The 14,487-nt window shown below is 63.3% G+C and carries 10 protein-coding genes; 4 read left to right on the forward strand and 6 right to left on the reverse strand.

The genetic code is table 11. The annotated features are described in order from the left end of the window. Nucleotides 1–291: 291 nt before the first annotated feature. Nucleotides 292–3,741 carry a transcription-repair coupling factor gene (mfd, locus tag BTW07_RS13275; RefSeq protein ID WP_075570663.1) on the forward strand — a complete coding sequence of 1,150 codons (3,450 nt, stop codon included), beginning with the start codon at nucleotides 292–294 and terminating at the stop codon, nucleotides 3,739–3,741. 77 nt (nucleotides 3,742–3,818) lie between these two features. Here the strand turns inward: mfd and BTW07_RS13280 are convergent, their stop codons facing one another. Further along, nucleotides 3,819–4,919 carry a metallophosphoesterase gene (locus BTW07_RS13280; protein ID WP_083941885.1) on the reverse strand — a complete coding sequence of 367 codons (1,101 nt, stop codon included), beginning with the start codon at nucleotides 4,917–4,919 and terminating at the stop codon, nucleotides 3,819–3,821. Nucleotides 4,920–5,229: 310 nt separating this feature from the next. Between BTW07_RS13280 and BTW07_RS13285 the strand changes: the two genes are divergently transcribed. Further along, nucleotides 5,230–6,885 carry an FMN-binding glutamate synthase family protein gene (locus tag BTW07_RS13285; protein ID WP_075570665.1) on the forward strand — a complete coding sequence of 552 codons (1,656 nt, stop codon included), beginning with the start codon at nucleotides 5,230–5,232 and terminating at the stop codon, nucleotides 6,883–6,885. Nucleotides 6,886–6,903: 18 nt separating this feature from the next. Here the strand turns inward: BTW07_RS13285 and BTW07_RS13290 are convergent, their stop codons facing one another. Beyond that, on the reverse strand, nucleotides 6,904–7,848 hold the full coding sequence (locus BTW07_RS13290; protein WP_075570666.1) for a cation diffusion facilitator family transporter: 945 nt from the start codon (nucleotides 7,846–7,848) through the stop codon (nucleotides 6,904–6,906). Nucleotides 7,849–8,003: 155 nt separating this feature from the next. Between BTW07_RS13290 and BTW07_RS19865 the strand changes: the two genes are divergently transcribed. Next, complete coding sequence (locus BTW07_RS19865) at nucleotides 8,004–8,165, forward strand: hypothetical protein (protein ID WP_157958550.1); 162 nt, start codon at nucleotides 8,004–8,006, stop codon at nucleotides 8,163–8,165. Between the two features lie 11 nt (nucleotides 8,166–8,176). Here the strand turns inward: BTW07_RS19865 and BTW07_RS13295 are convergent, their stop codons facing one another. From BTW07_RS13295 to topA, 4 genes are all read right to left on the reverse strand, one after another. Next, nucleotides 8,177–8,965 carry an aldolase gene (locus tag BTW07_RS13295; protein WP_075570667.1) on the reverse strand — a complete coding sequence of 263 codons (789 nt, stop codon included), beginning with the start codon at nucleotides 8,963–8,965 and terminating at the stop codon, nucleotides 8,177–8,179. 59 nt (nucleotides 8,966–9,024) lie between these two features. Further along, nucleotides 9,025–9,264, reverse strand: coding sequence for a hypothetical protein (locus BTW07_RS13300; protein ID WP_075570668.1), 240 nt, complete (start codon nucleotides 9,262–9,264; stop codon nucleotides 9,025–9,027). 135 nt (nucleotides 9,265–9,399) lie between these two features. Then, entirely contained in the window at nucleotides 9,400–9,858 is a 459-nt protein-coding gene (locus BTW07_RS13305) for a DUF6586 family protein (protein WP_075570669.1), read from the reverse strand. After that, a complete protein-coding gene (gene topA / locus BTW07_RS13310; protein ID WP_075570670.1) occupies nucleotides 9,855–12,476 on the reverse strand; it encodes a type I DNA topoisomerase in 2,622 nt (873 codons plus the stop codon). The genes BTW07_RS13305 and topA overlap by 4 nt, the downstream gene beginning before the upstream one ends. Nucleotides 12,477–12,995: 519 nt before the next feature. Here topA and pyk point away from each other — a divergent pair. Next, nucleotides 12,996–14,459 (forward strand): pyruvate kinase, encoded by a 1,464-nt coding sequence (gene pyk, locus BTW07_RS13315; RefSeq protein WP_075570671.1) that lies wholly within the window; start codon nucleotides 12,996–12,998, stop codon nucleotides 14,457–14,459. The last annotated feature ends 28 nt before the right edge of the window (nucleotides 14,460–14,487 follow it).

Consider the following 14,487-nt stretch of genomic DNA (forward strand, 5'->3'; position numbering starts at 1 on the left):
GAATTGGCGGGTCGAATTGGCGGGACGAATTCATCGAGCGGGCCGTTGACCAATCCTCGCCGGAAGCGTCGAGCTTGCTAAAAACCCGAGTATTATCTGCGCCCTACGGAACACCCCGCAATCGCCGCGTAGTCGCAAATGTTGTAGTTTCACTACAAAGGTCGTAGCCGGATGCATCATGCTCGGCGTAAACCGCCAAAGGCAGTCGGGACAAGAAATTGGACTCGACGTCCCCGCCTCCGCGACAGCCTGCTATCATCCCTGCACGCAAATTCGTTCTCCGAAAGGCCCATGTCGCATTTCACACCGCTTGCCCCGCCTCTGCCGACAGGCACGCGTGAAACCACCTATTGCCAGCTGCCTCAGGGAAGCGCCACCGCGCTGACGCTGGCGCGCCTGGCCGATGACGCGCCGCTGCTGGTGATCACTCCGGACACCGCCAGTGCGCAGCGTCTCGAAAGCACCCTGCGCTTCTATGCCCGCGTCCCGGTCATGCCGTTTCCGGACTGGGAAACCCTGCCCTACGACAGCTTTTCCCCGCATCAGGATATCGTCTCCGAGCGGCTGCGAACGCTGCGGGAACTGCAGGAGGGAACGCAGGGCATCGTGCTGGCATCGATCAATACGCTGATGCAGCGCCTGCCGCCAAGGGAGTATGTGGCCGGACGCGTGCTGACGCTGGCGACCGGGGACCGACTCGATCGGGAAAGTTTCCGCGAACGTCTGTCGCGGGCCGGCTATCGCGCGGTGGAGACGGTCTACGAACCCGGCGAATACGCCATGCGTGGCTCGCTGATCGATCTGTTCCCGATGGGGACGAATGCACCCTTACGCATCGATCTGTTCGACGACGAGATCGATACGCTTAGGCGCTTCGATCCGGATACCCAGCGCACCCAGGACAAGATCGAGCGCATCGATCTGCTGCCAGCACACGAATATTCGCTGTCTCGCTCGGCGATCGCCTGCTTCCGCGAAGGCTTCGAAACCCTTTTCGATGTCGATCCGCGCCAGTGCCCGCTGTATGCCGATGCGATCAAGGGCATTCCCTCCCCCGGGCTCGAGCAGTACCTGCCGCTGTTCTTCGAGGAGACGGCGACCCTGTTCGAGCACCTGGCGGAACAGACCCGCATCGCCATGCTGCCGGACGTGTTCGAAGCCGCCGAGCATCACTGGCTCTCGATCGAAGGCCGCTACGAGAATCTCGGCGTCGACCCCACTCGGCCGCTGCTGCCACCGGCAAAAGCGTTCGTGCCGGCCGCCGAGGTCTTTGCGGCGATCAAGCAGCATCCCCGGCTCGAGTTCGTGACCGATCCGCAATCGCGTCATGCCATTGTCAGCGCGACGCAGCAACCGCCGGCCGTCGCGATCAATGCCCGGGCCCAACGCCCGCTGGCGTCCCTCGAGACGTTCCTCGAGGCCCACCGTGGTCTACGCATTCTGTTCGTCGCCGAGTCCAGGGGGCGCCGTGAAGCGCTGGACGAGGCGCTGGCGCCCTTGCATCGGGACATTCCCCATATCGATGGCTGGCAGGACTTTCTGGACGGCGATCAGCCGTTCGCGATCGCCGAGGGAGCCCTGGACGAAGGGCTGTGGCTGGGCGATCCCGACGTCGCCGTCATCACCGAAACCGAGCTCTACGGCGAAGTCGTGCGCCAGACGCGGCGCCGCGCCAAGGCGACCGACGATAACGAGCTGGCGGTGCGTCACCTCTCCGAACTGCGACCCGGCGCACCGGTGGTACATCAGCATCACGGCGTCGGTCGCTACCAGGGCCTGGAGATGCTCACCGCCGGTGGCCAGGCGGCGGAATTCCTGGCGCTGGAATACGCCGGCGGCGCCAAGCTCTACGTGCCGGTCGACAATCTGCAGCTCATTTCCCGCTATGCCGGCGCCACCGACGAGCTTGCTCCGCTGCACAAGCTGGGCTCGGACACCTGGGACAAGGCCAAGCGCAAGGCGGCCGAGAAAGTCCGCGACACTGCTGCCGAACTTCTCGATATCTACGCGCGTCGCGAAGCCCGGGAAGGCTTCGCCAGCGACATGCCAGGCGAGGAGTATCTGCGCTTCGCGGCGAGCTTCCCGTTCGAGGAGACGCCCGATCAGCACGCCGCCATCGAGGCCGTGATCGATGACATGACCGCACCCCGCCCGATGGACCGCGTCGTCTGTGGCGACGTCGGCTTTGGCAAGACCGAGGTCGCCATGCGCGCCGCCTTCCTCGCCGTCAATTCCGGGCGACAGGTGGTCGTGCTGGTGCCCACGACGCTACTGGCGCAGCAGCACTACGACAACTTCCGCGACCGGTTTGCCGACACCGCCGTGCAGGTCGAAATGCTCTCGCGATTCACCGGCGGCAAGGGCGAGAGCGAGGCGCTGAAGCGCATCGCCGAGGGCCGCGCCGACATCATCATCGGCACGCACAAGCTGCTCTCCAAATCGGTCAAGCTCTCCAACCTGGGCCTGATGATCATCGACGAGGAGCACCGCTTCGGGGTTGCTCAGAAGGAGCGGCTCAAGCAGCTGCGCGCCGAAGTGGACATCCTCACGCTGACGGCGACACCCATTCCGCGCACGCTCAACATGGCCATGAACGGCATTCGCGATCTGTCGATCATCGCCACGCCACCGGCGCGGCGCCTCTCGGTCAAGACCTTCGTGCAGCAGCGTAACGAGCCCGTGGTCAAGGAGGCGATCCTGCGCGAAGTGCTGCGTGGCGGCCAGGTCTACTTCCTGTACAACGAAGTCAGAACGATCGAGGCCAGCGCCGAGAAGATCCGCGAGCTGGTACCGGAAGCCCGGGTCGGCGTCGCCCATGGTCAGCTCCCCGAGCGGGCGCTGGAACGGGTCATGTCAGACTTCTACCACAAGCGTTTCAACGTGCTGGTCTGCTCGACCATCATCGAGACCGGCATCGACGTCCCCAGCGCCAATACCATTATCATCGAGCGGGCCGACAAGTTCGGACTGGCCCAGTTGCACCAGCTGCGCGGGCGAGTCGGACGCAGCCACCACCAAGCCTACGCCTACCTGCTGACACCACCGCCCAAGGCGATGACCAAGGATGCGATCAAGCGACTCGAAGCCATCACCCAGAGCGACGATCTTGGCGCCGGCTTCACGCTCGCCAGCCACGACATGGAGATTCGCGGGGCGGGCGAGCTGCTCGGCGACGAGCAGAGCGGGCAGATGGAAACCATCGGCTACAGCCTCTACATGCAGATGCTGGACCGCGCGGTCAAGGCGATCCGCGCGGGCAAGACCCCCAATATCGAAGCGCCGCTCGACGAAGGCACCGAGATCAGTCTCAACCTGCCAGCGCTGATTCCCAACGACTACTTGCCGGACGTGCAGCAGCGCCTGATCATGTACAAGCGAATCAGCAGCGCGGCCGACGACGGGGCGCTGAAAGAGCTCCAGGTAGAGATGATCGACCGCTTCGGCCTGCTGCCGGCGCCGCTCAAGACGCTGTTCCGCCAGACGAGTCTGCGTCAGCGCGCCGAACGGCTCGGCATCGCCAAGCTGGAAGCCGGGCCCGAACGCGGCCGGGTGATCTTCGGCCCGGAACCGCAGGTCGATCCGATGACACTGGTCGAATTGATCCAGCGTCATCCCGCGGATTACAAGCTCGACGGCGCCGATACGCTGCGCTTCCACGGCGACATGCAAAAAGAGGAAGACCGCTTCCAACACATCGACGCCCTGCTGGAAACCCTCAATCGCAAGGCCAAGGCGGCGTGACCGCAGATGAGACATGGTACGGGCGAGTCAGCGACGGGGTCGCTGACTCGCCCGTGTTGGGTCGCCCTTGACGGGAGCTATGCCGCGGTCAGTCGGATTCGGGTGATCTCCGACGGCGCGCCGAAACGCATCGGCGGCCCCCAGTAGCCGGTACCGCGGCTGGTATAGACCCACATTCCTCCCTGCTTGCCCAGCCCGGCCAGGAAATGGTTGGCGCGGCGCGCCAGCAGGCTCCAAGGCCACATCTGGCCACCGTGAGTATGGCCGGAGAGCTGGAGCTCGAATCCCGCCTCCGCCGCCGCGGGCGCGGAATTCGGCTGGTGGGCGAGCAGTACCCGCGTGATTCCGGGCGGAATGCCGTGAGCCGCCAAACCGGCGTCACTGCGATGGCTCGGTACGTAGTAGCCGGCTGACAGATCCGTGATGCCGGCGACGGCCAACGTTGCCCCTTGATGCTCGACGTAGTCGCATTCATTGATCAGCACGTGCATGCCCAATCGCCGAAACGCAGAGACCCAAGCCTCCGCTTCGCTGTAGTACTCATGGTTGCCAGTGACGCAGAAGGTGCCATGTCGAGCGTTCAAGTTCGCCAGCGGCGCCACGTCCGCTTCCAGCTCCGCGACGCGGCCATCGGTCAGATCGCCGGTGATCGCGACCAGATCCGGTCTCAGCGCGTTGACGCGTTCGACGATACGCTGCAGATGGCCGCGCTTGATCGTCGGCCCGATGTGCAAATCACTCAACTGAACGATCACGAAACCTTCCAGCGTGGCGGGAAGTCCGGCCAGCGGCACCGATACGTCGACGACGCGAGGAACCCGCCTGGCCTGCCAGAGGGCGTAGACCGACAGCACCAACGTTCCGGCCAATACCCCCCAGGCGCTACCGGCGATGATCGAAGCCCTCGGCGCCGCCAGCAGAGATCCCACCGCGAGCAGGACGTCCCGAATCAGGGTGAGTTGCAGCAGAAACGAGAACATTCCCGTCATCAGCGCGACAGGCCAGGCAAACCAGCGGCCGTTGAGCCAGGTCACCCTGACGACCCAGGGAATCAGCAGCGCGCTGATCAGCAGATACCCGCCAACGACGATGTCACTCCAAATGCCCAGCGAAAGCCCGGCCAGCAGGCGCCAGCCGACGTAGCCGTGCAGCACGAGCAGGATCAGTCGTAACCGCAAAAAGGATCGATGATGTCGCAAACTCGGGCATTCCTTGTATCAAATTGGCAAAGTATCGAATGGGCAAAGCATCGAATGTGCAAAGCATCGAAGTGCAAAGTATCGAATGGGCAAAACATCAGGCATGCCGGAATCCGGCGAGTGGACGGCCCGCCCTTCAGACGGCACGACACGCTCTGCCGAGGAGCGAGACGGTGCTCCAAAATAGCCCCGAGTGGCGTTGGCCGCAACGCCGAGCGTTGCGCTATCCTTGCGATCGCGGTGGCGTCCCGTGCCGCCGCGATTTCACCTGCCTGGAGCCGATGTCCGCATGAGTTACGCCACTGGCCTTTCGCGTCTACCGTTACGCAACGCCGCTTTCATTGTCAGCCTCTGTCTACTCGTCGTTTCGCTGATTGGCCTCGCCTCCTCCTCGCACTGGTGGTGGGGCGTCGCGATCTTCGGTGGTCTTTCCTGGCTGGGCTTTCACGATACGCGTCAGAAGCGCCGCACCATCAGCCGCAACTATCCGATCCTGGCGCACTGTCGCTACATTCTCGAATCGATCGGTCCCGAAATTCGTCAATACTTCATCCAGTCCGATCTCGATGAGCGTCCGTTTTCCCGGGAGCAGCGTGCCGTCGTCTATCAGCGGGCCAAGAACGAAAGCGACAAGAAGCCCTTCGGATCGCTGATCGACATGTATGCCCCCGGCCACGAATGGATCAACCATTCGCTGCGCCCGGCCCACATCGAAGACAGCGATTTCCGTATCCGTGTCGGCGGTAGCCTTTGCAGCCAGCCCTACTCGGCCAGCGTGTTCAATATTTCAGCCATGAGCTTCGGCTCGCTGTCCGGAAACGCGATCGAGGCACTCAATGCCGGTGCGCGGAAAGGCGGTTTCTACCACGACACCGGCGAAGGCTCGATCTCGCGCTATCACCGCATTCACGGCGGTGATCTGGTGTGGGAGATCGGCTCTGGCTACTTCGGCTGTCGCCACGACGACGGCAGTTTCAACGAGGAGCGATTCGCCGCCAATGCGCGCGACGAGCAGGTCAAGATGATCGAGATCAAGCTATCGCAGGGTGCCAAACCCGGCCACGGCGGCATCCTGCCGGCCGCCAAGGTCACCGCCGAGATCGCCGAAGCGCGGGAAGTCCCCATGGGCGAAGACGTGGTCTCGCCGGCCGGGCATAGCGCTTTCTCCACCCCGCTGGAGCTGATGACGTTCATCGGCCGCCTGCGAGAGCTGTCCGGCGGCAAACCGGTCGGCTTCAAGCTGGCGATCGGCCATCCCTGGGAGTGGTTCGCGATGGTCAAGGCCATGCGCGAAACCGGCCAGCGCCCCGACTTCATCGTGGTCGACGGCGGCGAGGGCGGTACGGGCGCTGCGCCGCTGGAGTTCATCAACCGTCTGGGCGTCCCGCTGACCGAAGCGCTGATGCTGGTTCATAACACGCTGGTCGGTGCAGGATTGCGTGACGAGATCAAGATCGGCGCCGCCGGCAAGGTCACTTCCGGGTTCAACATCGCCCGCACCATGGCGCTGGGCGCCGACTGGTGCAACGCGGCGCGGGGGTTCATGTTCTCGCTGGGCTGCATCCAGGCGCTCAACTGCCATTCCGACAAGTGCCCCAGCGGCGTGGCCACCCAGGACTCCAAGCGCAGCGGGCACCTCGATGTCGCCGACAAGACCGAACGGGTTTACAACTTCCATCGCAACACGCTCAAGGGGCTGGCCGAGATGCTGGCCGCCGCCGGGCTCCAACATCCGGCAGAATTGGGACCGGAGCATATCATTCGGCGAGTTTCTGCCGACGAAATCCAGTCCTATGACAAGCTGTTCACCTTTCTCAAACCGGACGAGCTACTCGATGGCAACAGCCAGCACACGGTATTCAAGAACTACTGGGAAGAGGCGCGCTCGGACTCGTTCCTGCCCCCCGCACAGCTCGCCGAACTGCGTCTGACCAAGTTGCGCTGACGAGAGGCGCGATTTGGGTCAGGCGTCGGCGTGACCCTGACCGGTGCTGGGCGCCGCCCAGCGCCGGTCGCAGGTGAATAGCGTCTCGACCAGCACCGGTGCCGAAATCCGACGAACGCAGCCGTCGAGGGTCGCTCGCCACCGATCTGATTCCTCGACGGAAAGCGGATGGGCTTTCTCGAGCACGACATGGACGGTGACGTAGAGCAACCGGCCCGGACGGACCATGCGAACGTAGACGTCTTGGGTGGGAAGCGGCGCCAAGGCGGTCATGATCGCCGCGCGCACTGGCTCGGCAACGGCCGCTCGCGGGGAGCGATTCAACAGCTCCAGGATCGCGCCGCGGGCGACGCGCACGGGCACGCCGAGACAGAGTAGCACGACCGCGATCACCAACCACGAATCGACGTAGGGAACGATGGCGTCCCAGCCAACGGCGTACGCCAGGGGTATGAGGCAGAAAGCCAGCAGCACCGCCGCCGAAATCAAGGCATTGATCCGCCAGTTGTCGATATCGGCCTGCAGCAGCGGGCTGCTGACATGACGGCTGACACCCCGTAGCACCAGGGCCGTCAGGGTACAGGACGCGGTGGCCACGCAGGCGTAGACGATTGAGATGCCGGCGGCGATGGCGTTGCCACCGGTCAATAGCGCCGTGATCGAGTTGAAGAGCGCCAGCGCGGACACCCCCAGCATCAGCAGGCCCTTGCAGGCATTGACCATCGACTCGAAATAGCCGTACCCGAACGGGTAGGTGTCGTCGTCGGGTGATACGACCAGCCGCCCGACCCGAAGCGTGAAGATGCCGACCACGGCGTAGATCGCGTTGAACAGGCCGTCGAGGAGAATCGCCTGGGAAGTGGAGAGCACCGAAACCGTCAAGGCCAGCGCACCGATGAACGCCGCCATGGCCGTCGAAAAGCGAAGCGCACTGCTCTCGGTCCTGGGCCAACCGATCGACATAGTGTCTTTCCCCCGTGACAGTGGCGTCATGCCCTGTCCCATTCAATCTGTCGCATGTCCACGCCACGTGATCGCAAACACCGCAGCGGTCATCACGATCTGTATAATGCGCCGTCAACGACTCTCAAACTCTCGCAGCAGGAGCCGCAAGTTCGATGGCCAACTACGCCTGGATACTCTCGATGCTCGCAATGACCATCGCTTTTCCCACCTTTTTCATCTTCAGCGCCACGCGCCGCCGCGGCCTGCTCGTGGTCGCACTGACATCGGTCGTCGTCGCCGTGATCGCGGCCCTGGTCGCCGGCCTGGCGCTTTGACATGACGCTTGTCAGTCAGCGTACGCCGGTGCCTCACGCTCGAGTCGCCGACGCACGCTGATCAGATGGCGTCTGGCACTTTCGGGATCCTCCTCCCGCATCTGGGCGGCCGTCCTGGCGGCGACGTCGGGATCCACCGACAGCACTTCCCGGCCCGACCCCATCGCCTTCAGCTGCACCTCAGCGGCGCGCTCCAGAAAATAGAGGTCATCCCAGGCTTCGGCGATCGTCGGGGCGGTCACGATCACACCGTGATGGCGCAGAAAGACGATGTCGGCGTCACCCATGGCAGACGCGATCCGATCCCCTTCCGCGCTATCCAGCGCCAAGCCGTTGTAGTGCTCGTCGACCGCGGTTCGCCCGTAGAACTTGAGCGAGGTCTGCCCTGCCCACAGCAGCGGATCGCCTGCCGTCATGGTCAAAGCCGTGGCGTGGGGCATATGGGTGTGGAACGCTGCCCGCGCGCCCGACTTGCGAAGATGAAGCCGCGCGTGGATATGAAACGCGGTCGCCTCTGGCACCCCGTCACCGGCCAGCACCCTTCCATGAAGATCACAGATCAGCAGGCTGGAGGCAGTGATCTCCTCGAAGGCCCAGCCGTAGGGGTTGACCAGAAATAGATCGTCCCGCCCCGGCACCATCGCCGAAAAGTGGTTGCAGATGCCCTCTCCCATACCCAGGGCCGCCGCCATTCGGAAACAGGCCGCGAGGTCACGCCGCGCTTCCAGAATCGCTGCACTGTCGAGGATTTCTCCAGCGACAGGCTGAGCGTCAGTCAATGAAGAGAACTGCTGGGCCATAATCGGAACTCCTGGGATCGAGGCGGGCAGGGACGGACGGAGACGGTGCGTCCCAGGCGTTAATGGACGGTCGCGGCTTCTTCCTCGGGTTCGTCTTCGTCATCTTCCCAGAGATGGGTTCGGGTAATCGCGTGATCGAGCATTTCACGGGCCACATCGAAGCGACTGCGCCGCAGCAGCTCGACGGCCTCTTCGGAGAAGCGGATCGAGACGAGCGGCTCCCCCGTCGCCTCGGCCGGTCGTAGCACGACTTCCCCATTGGCAAGCTCGACGATTTCCAGAATCGCGGTATCGGACATGGCTAACCTCCCGTATCGTTCTCTCGTCGTGGCGGTGACGACCTGAATCAAAGATGAGACCAATAAAAAACGACCAGAGCCTGGGCCCCGGTCGTTATCGTCTGAAATCAGGCTATCACGTTTGACCTCGGCCAGTCACCACTCGCTGCTGCCTTCGCGCAGCGCCGGCAGCAGCATCTTGAACTGGCGGTGACACCACCTGAGCGTGTCGCTAAGCGAGGGCTCACCGGCACTCGCTATCAGCCCTGCGCGGGCATCGCGGCGGGCCGCGCCGTCATCGCCGTGGAGCGCCTGCAGACGTTCGAGCAGTATCGCCAGCCAGCTGCCGGTTTCGCCGGCCAACGCGCGCAGCCGCTCGAGCTCGGCGACGTTGACCGTCGTCGCCTGCAGCCAGGCACGCCAGTTTTCGAGATCCAGATCGACATGCTCGGTGACTTCTCTCAACACCGCATTCAACGCCAGCTCGAGTTGACCCAACGCCGCTTCCTCCAGCGCCATGCGACGCGCCATCGCATGTTCGTCGTCCCCGGCCTCCATCGCCAGCAGCAGCTCGGCCTGATAGAGCAACTGATTGGTACGGGCCGGCGATGTCATTTGCGCTTGTCCTCCACCTGCCAGCGACCGTCCTCGAATGTCGCGCGCCATCCGGTCGCCTTCCCGTCCTCGTCAGTCATCACGAACTGGCTCTTGGCCTTGCGCGAGAAACGGATCTGCGCCGGTCGGCCGTCCGGATCCTCGCTCGGCGCCTCGAGCAGGAAGTGATACTTCTCCGGCAGCGCGTCAGCGTGAGCCTTCAGCTCCTTGACCAGCGGCGGTCGGGTTTCCCGATTCTTGGGGAACTGGCTGGCGGCCAGGAACAACCCGCTGGCGCCGTCACGCAGCACGTAGTGGTCATCGACCTTCTGACAGGCCAGTTCCGGCATCGGAATCGGATCCATCTTGGGCGGCGCGACTTCGCCACTCTTCAGCAATTTGCGAGTATTGCCGCACGTCTCGTTGGTGCAGGCGAAGTACTTGCCGAATCGGCCGCTCTTGAGCTGCATCTCGGAACCGCACTTGTCGCACTCGATCACCGGGCCATCGTACCCCTTGATCCGGAAACGGCCCTGCTCGATCTCGTAGTAGCCATCGTCATCGTTACTAAGGTAAAGCTTGCGGCCCTCGTCGATCAGGTAGCTGTCCATCGCCGTGCCGGTGTTCGGATTCCGCCGCTTGGCGCGCAGGGCATCCGTTTCGGCTGCCTCGTCGGCTTCCTCCGGCACCGCCTCGTCCCCCGGGATCAGGTCGATGGTGGTCTTGCAGCGTTCCTTCGGTGGCAGGTTGTACCCGGAGCAACCCAGGAACACACCGGTAGAGGCGATGCGAATCTGCATCGGCCGGCCGCAGGTCGGGCAGGCGATGTCCGTCTCGACCGGCTCGTTGGGGCGCATCCCCTCCTCTCCCTCGGCGCGCTCCAGCTTCTGCTTGAAATCGGCATAGAACGCGTCGAGCAGTTTCTGCCACTGCTCGTGACCCTCGGCCACCTCGTCGAGACGATCCTCCATCCGGGCGGTGAAGCCATAGTCCAGCAGATCGTTGAACGACTCCACCAGACGGTCGGTCACGATTTCGCCCAGCTTCTCGGCATAGAAACGCCGGTTGTCGAGCTTGGCGTAACCTCGGTCCTGAATGGTGGAGATGATCGCCGCGTAGGTCGAGGGGCGACCGATACCACGTTTCTCGAGCTCCTTGACCAGGCTCGCTTCGGTATAACGCGCGGGCGGCTTGGTAAAGTGCTGCTGCGGATCGATCTGTTCGACCTTGAGCGTTGCCCCTTCGCCGATGTCGGGCAGCTGCGCCTGCTCATCCTTCTTGGCCACCGGCTTCATCACGCGGGTGTAGCCGTCGAACTTGAGTACGCGACCGCGCGCCTTGAGCTCGAAGCCCTCGGCCTCGATGGTCAATGAGGTCGCGAGATACTCCGCCGGCACCATCTGGCAAGCGACGAACTGACGCCAGATCAACTCGTACAGGCGCTGTGCATCGCGCTCGACGGGCAGATCGTCGGCCCGCTGCTTGACGTTGGAAGGACGAATGGCCTCGTGCGCTTCCTGGGCGTTCTGCTTGCTCGAATAGCGATTCGGCGCTTCCGGCAGATAGCGCTCGCCGAACTCGGCCTGAATATAGTCACGCACGCCGGCGACCGCATCCTGGGACAGGTTGGTCGAATCGGTACGCATGTAGGTGATATAGCCGCCCTCATACAGGCGCTGCGCCAGCGTCATCGTCTTCTTGACCGAGTACCCCAGGCGTCCACTGGCGGCCTGCTGCAGCGTCGAAGTAATGAACGGCGCGTTGGGTTTGGAGCTGGTCGGCTTGGTTTCGCGACTGCTGATGTCGAACGCATCCTGACGCAGCGGCGCTATGCGCTCGAGCGTCTCCTTCTCGGAGGTCGGCCGGAAAGCCTCGCCATTCTCGCGTACCACCTCGAAACGGATCGGTTCGCCATCGGCGGTGACGAGATCGGCGTGCACGTCCCAGAACTCTTCCGGATTGAACGCGCGGATATCGCGCTCCCGATCGACGATCAGACGCACCGCCACCGACTGCACGCGACCGGCGGAGAGGCCGCGCGCCACCTTGCTCCACAACAGCGGAGAGACCATGAAGCCGACCACGCGGTCCAGGAAGCGACGACTCTGTTGCGCTTCGACGCGAGCGATGTTGAGCGTGCCGGGCTGCTTGAAGGCTTCCTGGATGGCGTTCTTGGTGATCTCGTTGAACACCACGCGCTTGTAACGGGAGTCGTCGCCGCCGATGGTCTCTTTCAGATGCCAGGCGATCGCTTCCCCTTCGCGGTCCAAATCGGTCGCGAGATAGATGGTGTCGCTCTTGTCGGCCAGCCGCTTGAGCTCATCGACCACCTTCTCCTTGCCCGGGAGAATCTCGTAATTGGCCCGCCAGCCATGTTCAGGATCGATTCCCATGCGACGGACCAGTTGATCCCACTGCTTGTGCTTTTTATGCACCGCCTTCTCTTCGGGCGACATCTTGCGGGTCAGCGCCGCCTGCTTGGCACGCTCCTTGGGATCGCTGGCCTGCTTGGAAGAACCACTGGTCGGCAGATCACGAATATGCCCGACGCTCGACTTCACCACGAAATCGTTGCCGAGATACTTGTTAATGGTCTTGGCCTTGGCCGGCGACTCAACGATAACCAGTGACTTGCCCATAGCGCTCCTGCTTCTTTATATATAGCGGCGGTTCCAGCCGGCGACGTGCTCGACGGCAGGGAATGGGGCCGACCGGAAAATCCGCCTACCCTACCCTAGCCTTTCCCATGGCGCCAGCCGAAGCTTGACGTTGGTCAACGAAACCGAAGTGATGTCAATGGCCCTTCATAATGGGGCTGAGAGGGTGAATTCCAAGCAATAATAGTGTCAGCCTCGAGATTTTCGCACACTTGTGCCATGTCGCCGCTGCATCTTGCGCGCTACACTCGGCTCATTGACGGTCATCGTCGCGAAAGACTTTTATGCGGAGATACTCTTGAGCTTCGCGGAGGCATTTTGCGCTGCGCGCGGACACTCTCAGGCCAGGCGGAAAGACTCTCGAGCGGAAGAGAACGCCATCGACAGCGCTTCGGACAAGGCCGGCCCCTTGTTGTAAAATAACCACATGTCATCGTCGCGGCACGCTTCAGACCTTTTCAGCGCGACGGGACGACTCACTCAGTTGCCAGGAGAATTTCCATGCAGCACGCGTTTCACGGTCCGATTCGCCGCACCAAGATCGTCGCCACTCTGGGCCCCGCCACGGACCGCGAGGGAGTATTGGATGCCATCATCGAAGCCGGGGTCGACGTCGTTCGCTTGAACTTCTCCCACGGGAACCCGGAAGATCACCGGCGTCGGCTCAAGGCCGTCCGCGAGGCGGCGGATCGTCAGGGCCGCGCTGTCGCGGCGCTGGGCGATCTGCAGGGCCCCAAGATCCGGATTGCGCGCTTTGCTGCCGAAGGCGGCGTCAAGCTCGAGAAGGGCCAGCCCTTCGTGCTGGATGTCTCGCTGGATCGCGACGCCGGTGACAGCGAACGGGTCGGCTGTGATTACAAGGAGCTGGCCGACGACGTCGAAGCCGGCGACAAGCTGTTGCTGGATGACGGTCGCCTGGTGCTCGAGGTAGATCGTATCGAAGGCTCGCAGATCTTCACCACGGTCAAGGTCGGCGGCAAGCTGACCAACAACAAGGGCATCAACAAGCAAGGCGGCGGCCTCTCCGCTGCCGCGCTGACGGAGAAGGACAAGGAAGATCTCAAGACCGCGATCGATATCGGTGTCGACTACCTCGCCGTGTCGTTCCCGCGCAGCGGCGCCGACATGCAGTATGCCCGCGAGCTGCTGGGCGAAGCCGGTCAGGATATCGGCCTGGTGGCCAAGATCGAACGCGCTGAAGCGGTCGCCGACCCGGAAACGCTGGACGACATCATCCGTGCCTCGGAAGCCGTGATGGTCGCCCGCGGCGATCTCGGCGTCGAGATCGGCGATGCCCAGCTGATCGGCGTGCAGAAACGGATCATCGCTCGAGCCCGCACCCTCAACAAGGTGGTCATCACTGCCACCCAGATGATGGAGTCGATGATCGAGTCGCCGCTGCCGACCCGCGCGGAAGTCTTCGACGTCGCCAATGCGGTTCTGGATGGCACCGATGCGGTGATGCTGTCGGCGGAAACCGCAGCCGGCGACTACCCGGTCGAGACCATTCACGCCATGAACCGGCTGTGCCTGGGTGCGGAACGCGAGCGCGCCGCTCAGCAGTCGCAGCACCGGATCCACGAAGGCTTCAGCCGGATCGACGAAACACTGGCGCTGTCGGCCATGTACGCCGCCAATCATCTTTCCGGGGTGGTGGCAATCGCCTGTCTGACCGCATCCGGCTATACCCCGCTGATCGCCTCGCGCATTCGCTCCGGCCTGCCGATCGTCGCGCTGGCCGAGACACCGATGGTCCAGCGTCGGATGGCGCTCTATCGTGGCGTCGTCTCGCTGGTCTTCGATAGCTCACGCTTCCCGCTAACCGAAATCAACGCCGGCGCGATCAAGGAACTGGTCAGTCTCGGACTCGCCAAGAAAGGCGATCACGTCATCCTGACTCGCGGTGACCACATGAACGCCCACGGTGGCACCAACACCATGAAGATCATTCAGGTCGAAGAATAAGCCGCAGCGTAGGCGCCATGGCGCCCAT

The organism is Salinicola socius (genome assembly GCF_001937195.1).
Classification (GTDB): Bacteria; Pseudomonadota; Gammaproteobacteria; order Pseudomonadales; family Halomonadaceae; genus Salinicola; species Salinicola socius.